Genomic DNA, 18,582 nt, shown 5'->3' with positions numbered 1-18,582 from the left:
CCGTCGTCTCCGCGAGGTAGAGCGCCTGTCCGGGTCTCCCTGTTGTCGCCAGGGAGACCCGGACAGGCGCTCTACCTCGCGGAAGCGGGCGTCAGGCGCGCAGGGTCTCCAGGTGCTCGGCGATCCGGCCGATCGCCTCGGTGAGGACGTCGACGTCGGGCAGCGTCACGAGCCGGAAGTGGTCGGGCTCCGGCCAGTTGAACCCGGTGCCGTGCGTGACCAGGATCTTCTTGTCGCGCAGCAGCCCGATCACGAAGGCCTCGTCGTCCTTGATCCGGTACACCTCGGGATCCAGCCGCGGGAAGCAGTACAGCGCTCCGCGTGGCCGCACCGACGTGACGCCCGGGATGTCGTTGAGCAGCTTGTCGGCGAGCATCGACTGCTCGTAGAACCGGCCGCCGGGCACGATGAACTGCTCGATCGACTGGTAGCCGCCCAGCGCCGTCTGGATGGCGTGCTGTGCGGGCACGTTGGCGCACATGCGCATGTTCGCGACGAGGGTGAGGCCCTCGAGGAAGTCCCTGGCCCGGTGCTTGGGGCCGGAGATCATGGCCCAGCCGGACCGGTAGCCGCAGACCCGGTACGCCTTCGACAGGCCGCTGAACGTGATGCACAGGACGTCGTCGGCGGCGAAGGTCGCGGTGTGGTGGTGCGTGGCGCCGTCGAACAGGATCTTCTCGTAGATCTCGTCGCTCAGGAGGATCAGGTCGTGCTTGCGGGCCAGCTCCGCGAGGCCCTTGACGGTCGACTCGCTGTAGACGGCGCCCGTCGGGTTGTTCGGGTTGATGACCACCAGCGCCCGGGTGGCGGGCGTGATCAGCGACTCGATGTTCTCCAGGTCGGGGTTCCACCCGTTGGACTCGTCGCAGAGGTAGTGCACCGGCTTGCCGCCCTGCAGGCTCACCGCCCCGGTCCACAGCGGGTAGTCCGGCGCGGGGATCAGCACCTCGTCGCCGTCGTCGATCAGGGCCTGCAGGACCAGGCTGATCATCTCGGAGACGCCGTTGCCGATGAAGACGTCGTCCACGCGCGTGTCGAGGCCGTGGGTCTGGTAGTAGTTCGCGACCGCCGTGCGTGCCGAGTAGATGCCCCGGCTGTCGCTGTACCCCTGTGCGTCGGGCAGGTGGTGGATCATGTCCGCCAGGATCGCCTCGGGCGCCTCGAACCCGAACGGCGCCGGGTTGCCGACGTTCAGCTTGAGGACCTTGTGACCCTCCGCCTCGAGCCGGTACGCCTCCTCGAGGATCGGACCCCGTACGTCGTAGCGGACGGACTTCAGCTTGCGGCTCTGCTTGATCTCTCGCACGAGCACATGTTCTCAGACCGTGCGGAACGGCTGGGCAACGTCGTCACCCTTCGGCGAGGCGGGCGGGGAACCCGCCCGTCGCCACCGGCCCCCAGCGCTCGATCGTGATCCGCACGATCGACTTGCCCTGCTCGACCATGGCCGCTCGGTACTCGTCCCAGTCGGGGTGCTCCTTGCCCGCGGCGGCGCGGAAGTAGTCGACGAGCGGTTCGACGGACTCCGGGACGTCCAGGACCTCGGTGGTGCCGTCCACCTGGACCCAGGCGTCGCCGAAGTCCTCGCCCAGCGCCATGAACGACGCCGCGGGCCGCGCCTTCAGGTTCCGCACCTTGGCGCGCTCCGGGTACGTCGAGACGACGACGCGCCCCTGCGGGTCCACGCCGTAGGTGACGGGGCTGAGCTGCGGGGCGCCGTCGGCCCTGCTCGTCACGAGGATCCCGTTGCGTCGCGAACGGAGGAACTCCAGCAGCTCGTCACGGGTCACGGTGGTGTTGGTCGCGATGGTCCTGGCCATGCGCAGCAGGTTACGCCAGGGCTCCCGCCGGGGTCGGACGCCGGCGGGGCTCGGTGTCCTGGTCCCGGCCAAGTTCACCCGGGCAATCAACCGGATCCGTCCGGATGCGCTCCACGGCCCCCGTAATCTCCGGTCGGGCGACTACCGCCACATCCACTCGAACACCCGGACAGGCACCAGATGGCTACTACACCTGACGCGGCGCCGGCCGCGGATTTCTTCGATTCGTGGGCGTTCCTGCCCGACGGTGCCAGGCTGCGAGCAGCCTGTGACGACGGTGACGTCGCGGCAGCGCTCTCGATCGTTCGTGGGCTCACGCCGCACGACGACGTGGTGGCGGCCCTCTGGGGGATCGCCGGCCGGTCGACGAAGCACGACCGCGTCGCCTTCACGACGGCGATCGAGGCAGCCGACGACGGGACACCGCTCGCCCGCACGCTGCTCGGGATCCGGTACATCGCGGTCGCGTGGGCGATCCGGACCGGGGCGCGGGCGGAACACGTCTCGGCGAGCCAGTTCGAGCAGTTCCACGACTGGCTGCGCCGGGCGGAACGCATCCTGTTCGACGTCTGCTCCGAGCACCCCCAGTACGTGCCGGCCTGGGAGGCCAGGATCACGACGGCGCGCGGCCTGCAGCTGGGGCACGGCGAGGCGCGGCGCCGGTACGACCGGCTCGCGGCCCTGGACCCGCAGGTGTTCGCCGCCCAGCGCGTGTACCTGCAGCAGATCGTGCCGAAGTGGAGTGGTTCCTGGGAAGACGCCTCCGCGTTCGTCGAGAGGTGTGCCGCCGAGGCCGCCCCGGGCACCCTCGGACCGCTCCTGGTGGTGGACCTGGCGATCGAGCGATGGCTCGACGGCGCGAAGACGGTCCCGCCGGCGACCGTCGACGCCGTTCGTGAGGCTGCCGCCCGTTCCGTGTGGCACCCCGATCACCGCGGCGGTGCGGGCACAGCGACCGCACACGCCAACCTCGCTCTCTTCTACACCCTGGCCAAGCTCCCGGCCGATGCGTGGTCCCACTTCGAGGCACTTGGCGAGACGCCGGTCGAAGCGATGTGGAAGTACCGCCCCGACCCGGAGGCGGCCTACCGTAAGAGCCGGGACGCGGCTGCCAAGGCGGCGGCGAAGACGGCGGGCAGCCGCGTGGGTGCTCCGGCATGACCGCCCGCACGCTCCCCGGCCTGGAGCACTTTCCCGGCGTGACCGTCGCCGAGGCCGACGGCGTACCGGTACTCCTCGCTCCCCGCGGCGGCAACGTCGGCGGCGGCATCGTCTTCCGCGTCGGCTCGGCGCACGAGACGCTCGCCACCTCCGGCATCACACACCTGATCGAGCATCTCGCCCTGCGCGGGCAGGTGCTCAGCGAGGCGCACCTGAACGGCCAGACACACACGGACGTCACCCTCTTCCACGTCGCAGGCTCGGCCACCGACGTCATCACGTACCTGAACGACGTCTGTGCTGCCCTGCGCGAGCTACCGGTGGAGCGCACCGAGACCGAGAAGGACATCCTCAGGGCGGAGGCGGACGGGAAGAGCCGTGGGTTCGGCGCTGGTCTCCGGATCAACCGGCATGGTGCACGAGGCTTCGGGCTTGCCGGCTACGGCGAGCGAGGCCTCGACCGGATCACGACCGACGAGGTGCTCGACTGGGCAGCCACCTGGTTCACCCGCGAGAACGCCGTCGCCTGGGTCACCTCGGACACCCTGCCGGACGGACTCGACCTGAGGCTGCCCGCGGGCAGGCGAATGCCACCACCCGTTCTCACGGACGTGCTCCAGGACAGCCCCGCCTACCTGACCGGACTGCGGGACGGCGTCGCGCTCGACGCTGTGGTGCCCCGCGGCGACGCGGCCTGGCTCACGTCCCGGGTGATCCGCGAGCTGTTGCACCGTGACCTGCGTGCGCGTGCCGACATCGCGAGCAGCGTCGACGTCGACTACGACCCCCTGGACGCCGACCACGCGCGCGTCTCGGTCGCGGTGCAGGCCGCGGAGGGACGCCAGGACGCCGTGGCCGGCGGTGTGGCCGACGCGCTGAGCAGCCTCCGGTTCCACGTCGCCGACGACGACCTGGCGGCGGCCCGGGCGGGCGTGCTCGAGGAGCTGGCCGAGATGAGCTCGGTGCCCTCGGCGGAACTCCTTCCCTCGCTGGCCTACCGCATGGTCGCCGGTCGTCCTCTGGACGGGCCGGAGCAGATACGCGCCACGGTCGAGCGCGTCACGGCGGACGATGTCCGTGCCTCCGCACGCGAGCTGTGGACGGGCGCACTGTGGTACGGATCGGCCGGCCTGGACTGGGCAGGGATCGACCCGGTGCCGACCTGGTCACCGGAGCACATCGAGGGACGTGTCTTCCGGCGCTCCGGTGCACCGGATGTCTCGCTGGTCCTCGGCGCCGACGGCGTCGCGTTCGTCACGCCGGAAGGTAGCCATACCGTCCGCTTCGCGGACTGCGTGCTCCTGGAGAGTGTGCCCGACGGTGCACGCGCGCTCACCGGCGCCGACGGGTTCCGGGTGGTCGTCGAGCCCACCCTGTACGAGGGCCTCACCGGTGCGGACGTCGCCGAGCACGTGGACCCGCGCGTGCCGGACGGTGTCGTCGTGCGGCTGCCCGCCCGCGAGCCGGGCGACATACCTGTGGCCGAAGCAGAGAAGGCCGACGGCGACAGCGCCCGCCGGGCCGCTGTGAGAGCCGGCCGCCTGCGGGCGGTCGCGACGACCGTGGGCCTGGTCATCGCCCTGTGGGTGGGTGGAGTAGCGCTCGTCGAGGGCGTCTGGTGGCTCTTGACCCAAGCCCTGGGCCGCGAGCCCGGCGGCGCCTTGCTCCCGTTGGTGATTCTCATCTGGCTCACCGTCAGCCTGGTCCGCAAGCGGCACGGGAGGAACGCCCGATGACGACCACAGCGGCACCCCAGGTGCTGATCGCGCACAGCCCCGGCCGCACCTCCGGCGGGCTTTCCTTTCGCGTCGGTCATGCCGACGAGACGCTGCCCACCAGCGGGACCACGGCGCTCGTGGTGGCGCTCGCCCTGCGGGCGGTCGAACGGCCAGGGCTGGATCTGACCGCCTCCGTCGGCCCCGCCGTCACCCAGGTGCGGGTGAACGGGTCGCCGGAGCGGGTGCGCGCCACGCTCCGCGAACTGGCGCGTGCGCTGGCCGACCTGCCGGTCCAGCACCGTGGGACAGAGACCCGCGTGCTCCAGGAGGCAGCCGCCGGTGAAGTCGCCGTGCCGCCGTGGAGGTTCGGGCTGTCCGGCTACGGCCTCGGCCCGAATCAGCGGACGGGGCTGCACCGGGTGACCGACACCGAGATCCGGGCCTGGGCACGGGACAGGTTCACCGGAACCAACGCGGTCGCATGGGTCGCCGGCGAGATGACCGACGAGCTGGAGCTTCCGCTTCCAGCCGGCACGGCCGACCGGACGTTCGTCGCGCCGGAGCTCCCGGTGGCTCTGGCGACGCTCCCCGCGGAGGCCCCCGCCGGCGGGACCCGTGTGCGGTGGGAGTCCGTCGTCCCTGACGAGCCCGCACTGCGCCTGCTTGCGGAGGTCGCGCGACGGGCCGTCTTCCAGAACCTGCGCCACGAGCAGGGATGGACGTACGACGTACAGGCCACCGTCGAGTCGCTCGACGGCCGGATGGCCTCGTTCGAGCTCACGGCCGGCCTGCGGCCGCAGACGGCGGCGGAGGCCACCGGTGAGTTCCTGGACACGCTGGGGCGGTTGAGGTACGCGGTGGCCGACGACGAGCTCGAGGTCGCGCGCGGCCACCTGCTGGCGGTGTACGACGAACCGCACCAGGACGCCGTGTGGCTCTCCGAGAACGCCGTGCTCACGCTGTTGGGCATGCCGGTCCCGTCGCACGCCGAACGCCGTGCGGCCCTCGTCGACGTGACCGCCGCGGACGTGGTCGAGGTCGCCCGTCAGGTCTGGGACACCGGACTCCTGGTGACACCCGTCGGCTCGGGCTGGGCCGGCCTCGTCGAGGTGACGCCCGGGGCCGGAGATTCCGTCACCGGGACGGCCTTCGAGCGCGTGGACGCTGATGCGACCGTCTGGGTCGGCGAGGAAGGGGCGACGGTCCGCGACGGCCGGGCGACCGCCACCGTCCGCTTCGACCGGACGGCGGCACTCCTCGCGTACCCGGACGGTGGTCGGCTCCTGATCGGCCTGGACGGCGCACGCGTCCCGTTCGAGCCGACCCTCCACGAGGACCTCGACGCTGCGGCCCTGCCCGGCCTCATCGACGAGCGTCTGCCCGACGGGCTCGTTATTCCGGTTCCCCGGCCCCGGTCGCCCGAGCCTCCTGGGCAGGATCGGGTACGGCAGGTCCGCAAGGCGCGGTCCGCGCGCGAGACCGCGGACAACGGTCTCAGCCGTACGTTCGACAGCAGGTCCGGCGCGCTCCGTGAGCTGGTCCTGGTATGCGTGCTGTCCCTGGGGGCGCTCGTCGGGCTCCTCGGCGCCCTCTTCTGCGGGGTCACGCTCGTCGGCTGGCTCTTCAGCCTGGCTGATGGGGAGCGGGGATGGCAGGAGCCCGTCGTGACCCTGGTCGTGGGCCTCGCGTCCGCAGGCCTGGCCCGGCTGTGCATGTGGGGCCTCACCCGCCCGGCTCCGCAACCGAGTACCACCGACTAGACTTCCGACGGCGCACGCCGCGCCCCGCCGTCGGACGACCGCATGGACGACGACCGGCGAAAAACCGCCCCACGCTGGAAGGACCTCTCAGTGCTCCGCACCAACACGGCCGGCTCGCTACGAGCCGAGCACATCGGCCAGACCGTCACCCTCACGGGCTGGGTCGATCGCCGCCGTGACCACGGAGGAGTGGCGTTCATCGACCTGCGTGACGCATCGGGCATCGCCCAGGTGGTCATCCGGGACGAGGAGATCGCCCACCCGCTGCGCGCCGAGTACGTGCTGCAGGTGACCGGTGAGGTCGGCCGCCGCCCCGAGGGCAACGCCAACCCCAACCTGGCCACGGGCGAGATCGAGGTCGTCGCGACCGAGGTCGTCACGCTCAACGAGTCCGCCCCGCTGCCGTTCCAGGTCTCCACCGCGCTCGCGGACACCGAGGTCATCGGCGAGGAGGCGCGGCTCAAGCACCGCTACCTCGACCTGCGGCGGCCGGCCCCGGCCGCCGCGCTGCGTCTGCGCTCCAAGGCGAACCAGGCCGCGCGGCGCGTGCTGGACGCGCAGGACTTCGTCGAGATCGAGACGCCGACGCTCACCCGGTCCACCCCGGAGGGCGCCCGCGACTTCCTGGTCCCGGCCCGTCTGGCGCCCGGCTCCTGGTACGCCCTGCCGCAGTCGCCGCAGCTCTTCAAGCAGCTCCTGATGGTCAGCGGCATGGAGCGCTACTACCAGATCGCCCGCTGCTACCGCGACGAGGACTTCCGCGCGGACCGGCAGCCGGAGTTCACGCAGCTCGACGTCGAGATGAGCTTCGTGGACCAGGACGACGTCATCGCCCTGGGGGAGCAGATCCTGCGGGCGCTGTGGGCCCTGGTCGACGTCGAGATCCCGACGCCGATCCAGCGCATGACGTTCCACGAGGCCATGCGCCTGTACGGCTCGGACAAGCCGGACCTGCGCTTCGGCAACCCGATCGTCGAGCTCACCGACTTCTTCGCCGACACGCCGTTCCGCGTCTTCCAGGCGGAGTACGTGGGCGCCGTCGTCATGCAGGGCGGGGCGTCCCAGCCCCGTCGCCAGTTCGACGCGTGGCAGGAGTGGGCCAAGCAGCGCGGCGCGCGCGGCCTCGCGTACGTGACGTTCTCGGAGGACGGCGAGCTCGGCGGCCCGGTCGCCAAGAACCTGTCCGACGACGAGCGGGCGAACCTCGCGAAGGTCACCGGCGCCGAGCCGGGCGACGCGGTGTTCTTCGCCGCCGGCAAGACGTCGGACTCCCGCTCGCTGCTCGGTGCCGCGCGCGTCGAGATCGCGCACCGGACCGGCCAGATCGACGAGGACGCCTGGGCGTTCGTGTGGATCGTCGACGCGCCGCTGTTCAAGCCGGCCGGCGAGGACGACGACGTCGACCTCGGCTCGTCCGCCTGGACGGCCGTGCACCACGCCTTCACGTCGCCCACCCCCGAGTGGATCGACAGGTTCGAGGAGGCGCCGGGCGAGGCGCTGGCCTACGCCTACGACATCGTGTGCAACGGCAACGAGATCGGTGGCGGCTCGATCCGTATCCACCGCCGTGACGTGCAGGAGCGCGTCTTCGAGGTGATGGGCATCGGGCAGGAGGAGGCGCAGGAGAAGTTCGGCTTCCTGCTCGACGCCTTCGCGTTCGGCGCCCCGCCGCACGGCGGCATCGCGTTCGGCTGGGACCGCATCGTCGCCCTGCTGACGAAGTCGGCGTCGATCCGCGACGTCATCGCGTTCCCGAAGTCGGGCGGCGGCTTCGACCCGCTGACGGCGGCCCCGGCGCCGATCACGCCGGAGCAGCGCAAGGAGGCCGGCGTGGACTTCAAGCCCGAGGCCGCGGTTCCGGTGGCTGCCACCACGGCGTGACCCGAGGTACATGACCGCGGTACCGAGGCCCCGGCCGGGAGAACTTCTCCGGCCGGGGCCTCGGCCGTGTCGCGACCGAGGACCCGGTACCGCATCTGCCCCGCGTGTTTCCCGGGCGCGCCCACTCCATCACTGGTTAGGTGGAACCGGGGCGCCGGTCCCGGCCCCCAGGACTCAGACCTGGAAGGTAGCCTCATGACCGAGAACGCAGGCGGCACACCACGCGATCCTCAGCAGGACCCGGGGACGCAGCCCACCCAGCCCCTGCCGGAGTCGTCGCCCGGCGCGGAGCCCCCGGCCGGTCCGGCGGACCCGGACCGCACGGAAACCTTCGAGCGCACGGAATCCTTCGAGCAGAGCGGTGCTTCCGCGCCCTACGAGCAGCCCGCCGCCCCTGCGGCGTACGGCGGGCAGCCAGCGGCCCCGGCCGCCCCGCAGTACGCGTACACGTCCTCGCCGCCGAAGAACGACCTGGCCGTCTGGTCGCTGGTCACCGGAATCCTCAGCTACGTGATGTGCCCGATCCTGCTCGGTGTCGCCGCGATCATCACGGGCACCATGGGCCGCAGGGCCGCCGACGAGGGCCTGGCGGACAACCGCGGCATGGCCACTGCCGGTGTCATCCTGGGCTGGGTCAACGTCGGGCTGTCGATCCTCGGCATAGTGCTCTTCTTCATCCTGCTGAGCGCCGGGCTGCTCGCCGGAGCGTTCGGTGGGTGGAGCGACGTGAACCACATGAACGGCTACGGCTACTGATCCCCGGCCCGCGCCGGAACAGGTCAGATCTCCCCGTGCGGGGTCGTGTGTTTCACGTGCCCCGGACGGCCTCCGACCTGTAGGTTTGGCTCCTCTCCGCCGGTTCAGCCCCGGCACCACGCAATCAGAAAGGCAGCACGATGACCCAGCCTGACGGCGGCCAGTCGCCGTACGACCCGCCGCAGCAGCCGGAGCAGGGCCAGCCGGGCTCGGTTCCCGGGCAGCCCGCGCCGTACGAGCAGCAGCCGAACCAGCAGCAGCCTTATCAGCAGCAGTACGAGCAGGCGCCCGTCTACGCGCAGGGTGGGCAGCCCGCGCCGTACGGTGCCGCGCCGCTGCCGAAGAACAGCCTCGGCGTGTGGTCGCTCGTGCTGGGCATCCTGGCCGTGCTGGGCTGTGGCCTGCTCACGGGTATCGCCGCGATCATCACCGGTCACAAGAGCCGCAAGGCCCAGCAGGAGGGCCAGGCCGACAACGGCGCCATGGGCCTCGTGGGCATCATCACCGGCTGGGTCGGCATCGCGTGGACCACTGTCGTGTACGGCTTCCTCATCGTCGGCGCGATCACGCTGGCCACGACGGCCAACGACCCGGCGTTCCAGGAGGAATTCCAGCAGCAGATGGAGCAGGAGTTCGAGGACCAGGGAGTCGACCCGTCCATCGACCCGTCCATGGACGCCGAGCTCCAGGAGCTCATGGACGAGCTCGAGAACCTCGAGAACAACTGAGAGCACCCGTAGCCTGTCAGCCCGCCGCATCCGAGGTGATAACTTCTCGGGATCGCGGCGGGCTGACTCGTCGTCTTGCGTCCGCGCCGCGTGGCACGGCTGAGCCTGGAAGGCACCCCCCCCGATGACCCAGCCCGACGACGGGTACGTCCCCCGCGACCAGCCGAACCAGCCGGCTGTCCCGCAGCCGCCGGTGGACCAGCCGGCGTACCCGCCCGCGCAGTACCCGACCGGCCAGTACCCGACAGGGCAGTACCCCTCCGGACAGCTGCAGCCGTACGTGCCGCAGGGTCAGGTCCCGTACCAGTACGGCGCGCCGCAGTACGGTTACGCGCCCCAGCCGCCGAAGAACGATCTGGGTGTCTGGTCCCTGGTGACCGGCATCCTGAGCTGGATCCTCTGCCCGCTCGTCCTCGGCATCGTCGCGGTCGCCACCGGGAACGCCAGCAGGAGGGCGATCCGGGAGGGCCTGGCGAACAACACCGGTACTGCGACGGCCGGACTCATCCTCGGCTGGATCAACATCGCCCTGGTCGGCGCCGCGGTACTCATGTGGGTCGGCATCGTGCTCGTCGGGCTCCTCGGAGCGGCGCTCACGGTCTCCCAGACATGAGTCCGATCAGATCGCTCGCTACGGAGCACAGCGCCCTGGAACCCCGCACACGGAAGGTACGAGCATGACCCAGCCGGACGAGTGGAAGTCCCCGTACGACCCGCCGCAGGGAAACACCCCGGGCGCTGACCCGGCACCCGCGCCGGACCAGGCAGCGGTACCGCCCCCGTACGGGCAGCCGTACCCGGACCTGCAGCAGCCCGTGCCGCCCCAGCCGTACCAGTCCGGGCCTGCCGTGCAGCAGCAGCCCTATCAGCAGCCGTACCAGCAGGCCGGCCAGCAGCCGTACCAGCAGGGGCCGTACCAGCAAGCCGGCTCGCCCGGGCCGTACCAGCCTCACGAGGGGCAGTACGGAGCTCCCTACGGGTACGCCGCCCCCGCCGAGAAGAACGCGCTCGGCGTGTGGTCGCTCGTGCTGGGCATCCTCAGCATCTTCATGCTGTTCACCTGCTTCGTCGGCTTCCTCGCGGCCATCCCCGCGCTCATCACGGGGTACATGAGCCGCAAGGCCAACAAGGAGGGCCTCGCCGACAACCCCGGTCTGGCTCTGGGCGGCATCATCACCGGCTGGGTCACCATCGGGCTGACGGTTCTCGGCGGCATCGGCCTCGCGATCCTGTTCACCATCCCGGAGTTCCGGGAGGGCTTCAACGGCTCCTACTCGGACTACTGACCCCTGGCCGCCGCGACGTAACCGTCGGGGCGGACCAGCAGGGTGGTGGCGCCGCCGTCGGCCCGCCGGGTCACCACGCGCTCGGCGGGATCCACCTCGCCGGGTGCGCCGGGCAGGTCCGGCGTCGGCGCACCCGCGGGGGCGACCAGGACGAACCGGCCCGCGCGCAGCGCCTCGGCGAGGCGTGAGCCGCCCTCCAGCGGCAGGTCGCGGGCCCGCGTCCCGACCAGCGGGTGCGCCCCGCGCGGCCGCGGGTAGGCGATGCTCACCGCGGAGATGAAGCCCGCCGCCCGCCGCCGGATCGGCGCGGCCCGCGACACGATGCCGACGCCGACGGTGCCGGCCAGCGTCGCGAGCGGGCCGCGGCTGGTCGCGGCCCGCAGGATCCCGCCGCTCGCGCGGAGGACCTGCTTGCCGACGGGGTACCGCTCGCCCTCGTAGCTGTCGAGGACGGCGGCCGCCGCGTCGTCGGGCAGCCGCAGGGCGGCGGCGAGCTTCCAGCCGAGGTTCGCGGCGTCCTGCATACCCGTGTTCATGCCGAGGCCGCCGGCGGGGCTGTGGACGTGCGCGGCGTCGCCGGCCAGGAGGACGCGGCCCTTGCGGTAGGTCGGGGCCTGCCGCTCGTCCGAGTGGAAGCGGGACAGGAAGCGCGGCTCGCTCATGCCGAAGTCGTCGCCGAGGGTGGCGCGGGCGATGGAGCGCACCTCGTCGAGGTCGACGGGCTCGTCCTCGCTCACGGAGCGGTCGCCCTGCCAGCCGATGAACCGGTACCAGCCGTCGCCGAAGGGGGCGATGAAGCCGAGCGAGTCGTTCGCCGCCGCGACGGTCAGGGTGTCGGCGGGCTTGCGGGCCAGCCGGACGTCGGCCAGGACCATCGACCGGATGACGGCCTTGCCGGGGAACGGGATGCCTACCGCGCTCCGTACCGTCGAGCGGGCGCCGTCGGTCCCGACGAGGTACCTGGCCCGCAGCTGCGAGCCGTCCGCCGCCGTCACGGTGACCCCCTCGCCGTCCTGGGCGAGGGACGTGACCTCGGTGTCGTGGCGGAACACCGCGCCCGCCTCCTCGGCCCGACGGCGCAGCAGGCGCTCCACCTCGTACTGGGGCGCCACGAGCACGTACCGGAACCGGGAGGGCAGGTCCGCCAGGCTGACGGTGAGCCGCTGGAAGAGCCGGATGGCCCGGACCGGCTGCCCCTTGGTGACGAGCTCGTCCGCGAGCCCCCGCGCGTCGAGCACCTCCAGGCTGCGGGCGTGCACCGCGAACGCCCGGGTGAGGTTGCTCAGCCCGGCCGGACGCTTCTCCAGCACGGTGACGCGGGCTCCCGCGGTGGCGAGGTCTCCGGCGAGCAGGAGGCCGGTAGGCCCTGCTCCGACGACTATGACGTCCGTGTCCATGATGTCCTCCTCGGCTGTCTGGCCAACGGTTGTTCAGCCAACGGTTGTTTGCCAACGCTTGTTGACAACCGTAGCCAGCGTGATGCTGGACGTCAACAGATGTTGGCCTACAGTTGTTGACATGAAAGGTGACATGAAAGGTGGCATGGCAGGTGGCCTGACCGGTTCTGCAGCCCCGCGCCGGTCCGACACGACCCGCGCCGCGATCCTGGACGCGGCGAAGGAGCGCTTCGCGGCCGACGGGTACGAACGCGCGACGGTGCGCGCCATCGCCCGCGACGCCGGGATCGACCCCTCCATGGTCATGCGCTACTACGGCTCCAAGGAGGGCCTGTTCGCCGCGGTGATCGACGTCGAGCTCGACTTCCCGGACCTCAGCGAGATCGACCCGGACCGGCTGGGCGTCGTCCTGGTCACGCACTTCCTCGAGCTGTGGGAGCGGGACACCGTGCTGCGGACCCTCCTGCGCGTGGGCGTGACCAACGAGTCCGGCTCGGAGCGCCTGCGCCAGGTGTTCGGCACCCAGCTCGTGCCGGCCGCGCGGGCGTTCGTGCCCGACCCGGCGGACGCCGAACGTCGCGCCGCGCTCGTGGCCGCGCAGGTGCTCGGCATGGCGCTGGTGCGGTACGTGCTGAAGTTCGGTCCGGCCGCGGACATGTCCCGTGAGGACGTCGTCGCCTGGCTCGCGCCCACCGTGCAGCGGTACATCACGGCGGAGGCGCCGTGATGGGCCGGCGGCTCAGACCGCCCGGGGCCAGACGACGGTGAACCTGGCGCCGCCGTCCGGCGACTCGCCGACCGCGACCCGGCCGCCCCGGCGGCGGACGAGCTCGGCGACCAGCGCCAGGCCGAGCCCGGCGCCGCCGGAGGCGCGGGCGCGGTCGTCGGCGACCCGGTAGAACCGGTCGAAGATCTTCGACCGGTGCTCCGGCCGGACGCCCGGCCCGTCGTCGTCGACCAGCACGCGGACGGTGGACCGGCTCGCGAGCACCGACACCACCACGCGCGTCCGGGTGTACCGGCAGGCGTTGCGCAGCAGGTTGTCGAGGACGAGCTCGACCTCGGTGTGCGCAGCGGCCGCCCAGGCCTGGCCGGTCATGGCGTTGACCACCAGCGGCACCGGCTGCTCCCCGGCACGCCCCACCGCGGCGCGCACCTCGCCCACCAGGTCGACGGTCTCGGACGGCGGGAGCTCGCCGGCGTCCGAGCGGGCGAGCACCAGCAGCCCGTCGAGCAGCGCAGAGAGCCGCTCGGCGTCGGCGAGGACGTCGGCATGCACCTCGTGCGAGAGCTCCGGGTCGGGGTTGGCCACCGCGACCTCCGACTGCAGGCGGATGGACGCCACGGGGGACCGCAGCTCGTGCGCGGCGTCACCGGTGAACCGCCGCAGGCGTTCCGCCGTGGCGTCCTGCTGGTCCAGGAGGGCGTTGAAGTCGTCGGCCAGAGCGCGCAGCTCGCCGGCCGCGGCGTCGGGCACCGCCACGCGTTCACCGGGTGCGAGGCCGCGGACGGACCGGCGCATCCGCGCGACCGGGCGCAGCGCCGACCCGACGGCGAACCAGATGGCCACCCCCGCGACGGCCGTCCCGACGAGCGCCGTCACCAGCAGCCAGCGGCTGCCCGAGGCCTCGGCGGCACGCTGCCCCACGAGTCCCGCCCCGACGACCACGAGCCGCTGGCTGCCGTCCGGGGCGGTGACGACGGCGCCGTGCCAGCGGACCGGCCCCCGGCCGTCCGCGGTGGTCGGCGTGCCGGCCTTCAGGCTGCGCACCTCGTCGCGCGCCAGGCTCGGCGGTGCGCCGCCGTCGACAGGGCTGCCCGCGGTGTCCAGGACCCGGATCTCCAGGCCGTCGGGCGCCGCGGGTGCGCCGCCCGCGGCCACGGAGCGCGCGGCGCCGCTCAGCGCCTCCTGGAGCTCGTCGTCCACCGCGTCCGTCAGCAGCGGCCCCAGGCCCCGGCCGGCGACCGTCGCGAGGCCGAGCAGGCAGGCCAGGGTGACCGCCGTGACGAGGGCAGTGATCCGCAGGCGCAAGGACGTGCCCGCCCAGCGCCCACCTGTCGGGCCGCGCACTAGCGCGGCTCGCCGAGCTGGTACCCGCGCCCCCGCACGGTCCGGACCAGGTCGTCGGCGCCCGCCGCGGACAGCTTGCGGCGCAGGTAGCCGACGTACACCTCCACGACGTTCCTGGTCGCCGCCCACTCGTCGCCCCACACCTCGTGCAGCAGCTCCTCCTTGGTCCGCACGGTCCCGGCCCGCAGGGCCAGGGCCTCCAGCAGCGCGTACTCGCGCGGGCTCAGGGGGACGTCGACGGAGTCGTACCGCGCCGTGCGCGCCTCCCGGTCGATCGTCAGCGGCCCGAGCCGGATCCGGTCCCGCGCCGTTCCCGCCGCCGCCCGGCGCAGGGTGGCGCGCAGCTGGGCGAGGAGCACCACGAAGGAGAACGGCTTGACCACGTAGCCGTCGGCCCCGAGGTCCAGGCCGTCGGCCTGGTCCACCTCGCCGTCCTTCGCGGAGACGAGCAGCACGGGCGTCGCGACGCCGTCGGACCGCAGCTCCTGCAGCACGCGGTACCCGGACAACCCGGGAAGCATGATGTCCAGCAGGATCGCGTCGTACGACCCGGTGCGGGCCAGCCGCAGTGCCGTCGGTCCGTCCGCGGCGACCGTGACGTCCATGCCCTCCGCGCGCAGGCCGCGGTCGAGCGCCTTGCGGACGCCCGGCTCGTCGTCGACCACGAGGATCTGCGGCCTCATGCCTGCCAGCATGCCGTATCGCAGGCCCTGCCGGAGCCTCCCGCACGAGGTCACCACATGCGGCCGCTCCCTGAGGAAGGTCTCAGCAGGCAGAGGGCATCGTTGACGGTATCGACAGCGCATGTCGGTAGCGCACACTGGTCGAAGAGCGAAGGAGCCGGACATGAGGCCCAGGACGAAAGCATTGGTCGCCGCGGGATCGGGAATCACCGTGGGGCTCGCCGGCCTCGCGCTGAGCACCCTGCCCGCGGGTGCGGACGACGAGCCCGTGCTGCCGGAGATCAGCGCCGAGGAGCTGGTCGCCTCTGCGCTCGCGGCCGAGGCGCCGGCGTTCGCAGGAGTCGCCGAGCTGACGAACGAGCTCGGGCTGCCCGCCGTACCCGGGACGGAGGCGCTCGACTTCGAGACGGTGCGCGTGTTCCACGACGGCGCGGAGGGCGCCCGGGTCCAGGTCGAGCGGCAGGCGTCCGAGCTGACGTTCGTCAAGAACGCCGAGGAGGCGTGGGCCTACGACTCGCAGGAGCGCACGGCCAAGGCTCTCACCTGGGACGCGGCCGACGCCGACGCCGCGCGGGGGCACGCGGAGGCCGAGCTGGCCGACCCGTCCCAGGCCGCGGCCGAGATCATCGAGCACCTTCGCCCGACCAGCGACATCTTCGTGGACGGCACCGCGCAGGTCGCCGACCGTGCGGCGTACGAGCTGGTGCTGACGCCGAAGCCGTCCGAGAAGACGCTCCTGCGGGAGATCACCGTGGCGATCGACGCGGAGACGCGGATCCCGCTGCGGTTCGACGTCTTCGCCAACGGCACGTCCGATCCCGTCCTGTCGCTCGGCTTCGTCGAGCTGGAGCTCGGTGCGCAGGACGCTGACCTGTTCGAGTTCACACCGCCGGAGGGCGCGGAGGTCGAGACCACCGAGGCGGACGACGCCGCGGGCGCGCTCCGCGACGCCGGGGGCGAGGGCGCCGTCGAGGAGCGCACGACGGTGGTCGGCGACGGCTGGGACACCGTGGTGGTCGGCGAGGTGCCCGCCGAGGCGCCGTCCGCAGGCTCGTTCGAGGGTGGCCCGCAGGGCGGTCAGGACCTCGACGGGATGCTGCAGCAGATCGGCACGTCGGTGTCCGGCGAGTTCGGCTCCGGGACGCACGTACAGATCACCGTCGGCGGCGTCGTCCTCACCGACGACGGCCGGGTCGCGGCCGGTGCGGTGCCCCGGCAGATGCTCGTCGACGCCCTCGACTCGCTCGACGACACGGTCCGGCAGTGACGCAGGCGCGCGCCGCCGAAGCGACGACGGTGCCGGAGGCCGCGAGCGGCTCCGGCACCGCGCTCGCGGCCCGCACCAGGGGGCTGCGCAAGGTCTACCGCGGAACGGTCGCCGTGGACGGCGTCGACCTGGAGGTCCCCGAGGGTGCAGTGGTCGGGATGCTCGGGCCGAACGGCTCCGGCAAGACGACGACCATCCGGATGCTGCTCGGCCTGGTCCAGCCGACCGAGGGCGAGATCGAGCTGCTGGGCGTGCCGGTGCCCGGGTCCGCCGACCAGGTGCTCCCGCACGTCGGAGCCCTGGTGGAGGGACCGGGCTTCCACCCGTTCCTGTCCGGCCGGGAGAACCTGCTGCGGTTCGCCGCCGCCGAGCCGCTGCTGGCCGGGGGAGACCTGGACGGCGCGGTGTCGACGGCCCTGGAGCGTGTGGGCCTCGGGGGAGCGGCGAGGAAGAAGTACCGTGCGTACTCGCTGGGCATGAAGCAGCGCCTCGGGCTCGCCTCGGCGCTGCTCGCGCCGCGCCGGCTCGTCGTGCTGGACGAACCGACGAACGGCCTGGACCCGGCCGGTACGCAGGAGGTCCGCCGGATCATCGCCGAGCTGCACGACCGCGGCGTGACGGTGCTCGTGTCGTCCCACCTCCTGGCCGAGGTCGAGGCCACGTGCACGCATGTGGTGGTGCTGAACGCCGGGGTGGTGGTGGCGCAGGGCGCGCTGGACGACCTGCTGGAGTCCGGCAGCCCGACGCTGCTCGTGTCCACGCCCGACGGCGCGGCAGCGGTGGACACCCTGCGGGACCACCGGATCCCCGCCCGGCTCGCGCCGGGCGGCGTCCGCGTGGACATCACGACGACCCGGCCCGCGACGGTGATCGAGACGCTGGTGCGCGGCGGCGCACGCGTGGACGAGGCGCGGCGCGAGCGCACCGGCCTGGAGGAGGCCTTCGCGCGGCTCACGCACGACGTCGGCGACCTGGTCGGCGAGCTCGACGCCGAGGAACCGGGGGTGGCGCGATGACCGCCGAGACCATGTCGACCGCCCACGGCCCGGCGACCGCGCCGGGCGTCGTCGCCCCCGGCCTGCCTGCCGGCCGGCGGCGCGCCCCGCTCGGGCGCCTGCTGCGGGCCGAGGTGCGGTGGATCTTCCGGCGTCCGCGCACCCTCGTGGTGCTGGCCCTGCTCGCCGCGCTCCCGGTGATCACCGGTATCGCCGTCGACCTGACGCTCGGGGGCGGCGCCCCCGTCGACGCCGGCCCCGTGGGCGCCGGTCCCGGCGCGTCCGACGGCGGCCCACCGATCTTCGTGACCATGGCCACCAGCGCGTTCGTGCTGCCGCTCGGTTCGCTCATGACGCTGCTGATGCTCATGCTGCCGCTCACCGTGGCGATGGCGAGCGGCGACGCGCTGGCCGGCGAGCAGTCCCACGGCACGCTGCGCGGCTGGCTGCTCGCCCCCGTCTCCCGCGGGCGCCTGCTGTTCGTCAAGGCGGTGGGCGTGCTCGTCGTCGCACTGGTCGCTTCCGGCGTCGTCGTCGCGTCCGGCCTGGTCACAGGGCTGCTCCTCGCGGGAACCGACGGCCTGGTGTCGATGTCCGGAACCGGGCTGTCGATCACCGACGTGCTGTGGCGGCTGGGCGTCGCCGTCGCCTGGGCGACGCTCTACCTGATGGCGGTCGGAGCCGTGGCGCTCGCGATCTCGGCGTCCACGGAGCACCCGATGGTCGTGGTGGTGGGCGTGCTCGGCGGGCTGATCGTGTCCGTCGTGCTGCTGCAGATCTCGGCGCTGGACTGGCTGCACCCGTACCTGCTCCCGTCGTCGCTCGCCAGCCTGGTCGACCTGATCCGCGACCCCGTGTCGTTCGATGGTCTGGCCGAGGGAGCGTTCCGGGCGGGGTGCTACCTCGTGATCGGTGTCTCGCTGGCCTACGCCCGTCTCACGACCAGGGACGGCTGAGCGAGTTTCATCCCTTAAACGTTTAGTGCCGTGTCCTGCGGCGATGCCCGCGCCCTAGGTTTCCCTCGACCGCGCCGCTGACGTCGCACGAGACGGAGACCAC

General features: G+C 72.5%; 17 protein-coding genes. 12 read left to right on the top strand and 5 right to left on the bottom strand.

Annotated features, from left to right (window positions below):
- Window positions 1-91: 91 nt before the first annotated feature.
- Together ACQEVI_RS00695 and ACQEVI_RS00690 are read right to left on the bottom strand one after the other, a co-directional pair.
- A complete protein-coding gene (locus ACQEVI_RS00695; protein ID WP_432893655.1) occupies window positions 92-1,306 on the bottom strand; it encodes a pyridoxal phosphate-dependent aminotransferase in 1,215 nt (404 codons plus the stop codon).
- Window positions 1,307-1,349: 43 nt separating this feature from the next.
- Entirely contained in the window at window positions 1,350-1,820 is a 471-nt protein-coding gene (locus tag ACQEVI_RS00690; protein WP_432893652.1) for a PPOX class F420-dependent oxidoreductase, read from the bottom strand.
- 180 nt (window positions 1,821-2,000) lie between these two features.
- Between ACQEVI_RS00690 and ACQEVI_RS00685 the strand changes: the two genes are divergently transcribed.
- The 8 genes from ACQEVI_RS00685 (at window position 2,001) to ACQEVI_RS00650 (ending at window position 11,110) form a co-directional block, all read left to right on the top strand.
- Entirely contained in the window at window positions 2,001-2,981 is a 981-nt protein-coding gene (locus ACQEVI_RS00685; protein WP_432893650.1) for a hypothetical protein, read from the top strand.
- Window positions 2,978-4,717, top strand: coding sequence for a hypothetical protein (locus tag ACQEVI_RS00680; protein ID WP_432893647.1), 1,740 nt, complete (start codon window positions 2,978-2,980; stop codon window positions 4,715-4,717). The genes ACQEVI_RS00685 and ACQEVI_RS00680 overlap by 4 nt, the downstream gene beginning before the upstream one ends.
- The gene (locus tag ACQEVI_RS00675; RefSeq protein ID WP_432893644.1) at window positions 4,714-6,459 is read left to right on the top strand and encodes an insulinase family protein; all 1,746 of its coding nucleotides are present in this window, start codon (window positions 4,714-4,716) and stop codon (window positions 6,457-6,459) included. The genes ACQEVI_RS00680 and ACQEVI_RS00675 overlap by 4 nt, the downstream gene beginning before the upstream one ends.
- 90 nt (window positions 6,460-6,549) lie before the next feature.
- Window positions 6,550-8,340: an aspartate--tRNA ligase gene (aspS, locus tag ACQEVI_RS00670; RefSeq protein ID WP_432893641.1), complete on the top strand. Its 1,791-nt coding sequence runs from the start codon at window positions 6,550-6,552 to the stop codon at window positions 8,338-8,340.
- Window positions 8,341-8,535: 195 nt separating this feature from the next.
- Complete coding sequence (locus tag ACQEVI_RS00665; protein WP_432893638.1) at window positions 8,536-9,096, top strand: DUF4190 domain-containing protein; 561 nt, start codon at window positions 8,536-8,538, stop codon at window positions 9,094-9,096.
- Window positions 9,097-9,236: 140 nt separating this feature from the next.
- A complete protein-coding gene (locus ACQEVI_RS00660) occupies window positions 9,237-9,824 on the top strand; it encodes a DUF4190 domain-containing protein (protein ID WP_432893635.1) in 588 nt (195 codons plus the stop codon).
- Window positions 9,825-9,948: 124 nt separating this feature from the next.
- Window positions 9,949-10,437, top strand: a complete 489-nt coding sequence (locus tag ACQEVI_RS00655) for a DUF4190 domain-containing protein (RefSeq protein WP_432893632.1) — start codon at window positions 9,949-9,951, stop codon at window positions 10,435-10,437.
- Between the two features lie 64 nt (window positions 10,438-10,501).
- Window positions 10,502-11,110 (top strand): DUF4190 domain-containing protein, encoded by a 609-nt coding sequence (locus tag ACQEVI_RS00650; protein WP_432893629.1) that lies wholly within the window; start codon window positions 10,502-10,504, stop codon window positions 11,108-11,110.
- Here the strand turns inward: ACQEVI_RS00650 and ACQEVI_RS00645 are convergent.
- Window positions 11,104-12,507 (bottom strand): FAD-dependent monooxygenase, encoded by a 1,404-nt coding sequence (locus tag ACQEVI_RS00645; RefSeq protein ID WP_432893626.1) that lies wholly within the window; start codon window positions 12,505-12,507, stop codon window positions 11,104-11,106. The genes ACQEVI_RS00650 and ACQEVI_RS00645 overlap by 7 nt on opposite strands.
- Window positions 12,508-12,628: 121 nt before the next feature.
- Here ACQEVI_RS00645 and ACQEVI_RS00640 point away from each other — a divergent pair, with 121 nt between their 5' ends.
- Entirely contained in the window at window positions 12,629-13,234 is a 606-nt protein-coding gene (locus tag ACQEVI_RS00640) for a TetR family transcriptional regulator (protein ID WP_432893623.1), read from the top strand.
- 12 nt (window positions 13,235-13,246) lie between these two features.
- Here the strand turns inward: ACQEVI_RS00640 and ACQEVI_RS00635 are convergent, their stop codons facing one another.
- Together ACQEVI_RS00635 and ACQEVI_RS00630 are read right to left on the bottom strand one after the other, a co-directional pair.
- The gene (locus ACQEVI_RS00635) at window positions 13,247-14,578 is read right to left on the bottom strand and encodes a sensor histidine kinase (protein ID WP_432893620.1); all 1,332 of its coding nucleotides are present in this window, start codon (window positions 14,576-14,578) and stop codon (window positions 13,247-13,249) included.
- Window positions 14,578-15,261, bottom strand: a complete 684-nt coding sequence (locus ACQEVI_RS00630) for a response regulator transcription factor (RefSeq protein ID WP_432893617.1) — start codon at window positions 15,259-15,261, stop codon at window positions 14,578-14,580. The genes ACQEVI_RS00635 and ACQEVI_RS00630 overlap by 1 nt, the downstream gene beginning before the upstream one ends.
- Before the next feature lie 163 nt (window positions 15,262-15,424).
- Here ACQEVI_RS00630 and ACQEVI_RS00625 point away from each other — a divergent pair, with 163 nt between their 5' ends.
- From ACQEVI_RS00625 to ACQEVI_RS00615, 3 genes are read left to right on the top strand one after another with little or no spacing between them, the layout of a single operon-like run.
- Window positions 15,425-16,528, top strand: coding sequence for a LolA family protein (locus tag ACQEVI_RS00625; protein ID WP_432893614.1), 1,104 nt, complete (start codon window positions 15,425-15,427; stop codon window positions 16,526-16,528).
- Window positions 16,525-17,544, top strand: a complete 1,020-nt coding sequence (locus tag ACQEVI_RS00620; RefSeq protein ID WP_432893611.1) for an ABC transporter ATP-binding protein — start codon at window positions 16,525-16,527, stop codon at window positions 17,542-17,544. The genes ACQEVI_RS00625 and ACQEVI_RS00620 overlap by 4 nt, the downstream gene beginning before the upstream one ends.
- The gene (locus tag ACQEVI_RS00615) at window positions 17,541-18,479 is read left to right on the top strand and encodes an ABC transporter permease subunit (RefSeq protein ID WP_432893608.1); all 939 of its coding nucleotides are present in this window, start codon (window positions 17,541-17,543) and stop codon (window positions 18,477-18,479) included. The genes ACQEVI_RS00620 and ACQEVI_RS00615 overlap by 4 nt, the downstream gene beginning before the upstream one ends.
- The last annotated feature ends 103 nt before the right edge of the window (window positions 18,480-18,582 follow it).

The organism is Promicromonospora sp. CA-289599 (assembly GCF_050936155.1).
In the GTDB taxonomy this organism is placed as follows: domain Bacteria; phylum Actinomycetota; class Actinomycetes; order Actinomycetales; family Cellulomonadaceae; genus Promicromonospora.
Note: the sequence above shows the minus strand (reverse complement) of the source record. Positions and strands in the feature narration are given on the sequence as shown.

What these genes read in the sequence shown, in the direction of transcription:
- ACQEVI_RS00690 (WP_432893652.1), bottom strand. Translation starts at nt 1,820, where the DNA reads ATGGCCAGGACCATCGCGACCAACACCACCGTGACCCGTGACGAGCTG.
- ACQEVI_RS00685 (WP_432893650.1), top strand. Translation starts at nt 2,001, where the DNA reads ATGGCTACTACACCTGACGCGGCGCCGGCCGCGGATTTCTTCGATTCG.
- ACQEVI_RS00680 (WP_432893647.1), top strand. Translation starts at nt 2,978, where the DNA reads ATGACCGCCCGCACGCTCCCCGGCCTGGAGCACTTTCCCGGCGTGACC.
- ACQEVI_RS00675 (WP_432893644.1), top strand. Translation starts at nt 4,714, where the DNA reads ATGACGACCACAGCGGCACCCCAGGTGCTGATCGCGCACAGCCCCGGC.
- ACQEVI_RS00665 (WP_432893638.1), top strand. Translation starts at nt 8,536, where the DNA reads ATGACCGAGAACGCAGGCGGCACACCACGCGATCCTCAGCAGGACCCG.
- ACQEVI_RS00660 (WP_432893635.1), top strand. Translation starts at nt 9,237, where the DNA reads ATGACCCAGCCTGACGGCGGCCAGTCGCCGTACGACCCGCCGCAGCAG.
- ACQEVI_RS00655 (WP_432893632.1), top strand. Translation starts at nt 9,949, where the DNA reads ATGACCCAGCCCGACGACGGGTACGTCCCCCGCGACCAGCCGAACCAG.
- ACQEVI_RS00650 (WP_432893629.1), top strand. Translation starts at nt 10,502, where the DNA reads ATGACCCAGCCGGACGAGTGGAAGTCCCCGTACGACCCGCCGCAGGGA.
- ACQEVI_RS00645 (WP_432893626.1), bottom strand. Translation starts at nt 12,507, where the DNA reads ATGGACACGGACGTCATAGTCGTCGGAGCAGGGCCTACCGGCCTCCTG.
- ACQEVI_RS00640 (WP_432893623.1), top strand. Translation starts at nt 12,629, where the DNA reads ATGAAAGGTGACATGAAAGGTGGCATGGCAGGTGGCCTGACCGGTTCT.
- ACQEVI_RS00630 (WP_432893617.1), bottom strand. Translation starts at nt 15,261, where the DNA reads ATGAGGCCGCAGATCCTCGTGGTCGACGACGAGCCGGGCGTCCGCAAG.
- ACQEVI_RS00625 (WP_432893614.1), top strand. Translation starts at nt 15,425, where the DNA reads ATGAGGCCCAGGACGAAAGCATTGGTCGCCGCGGGATCGGGAATCACC.
- ACQEVI_RS00615 (WP_432893608.1), top strand. Translation starts at nt 17,541, where the DNA reads ATGACCGCCGAGACCATGTCGACCGCCCACGGCCCGGCGACCGCGCCG.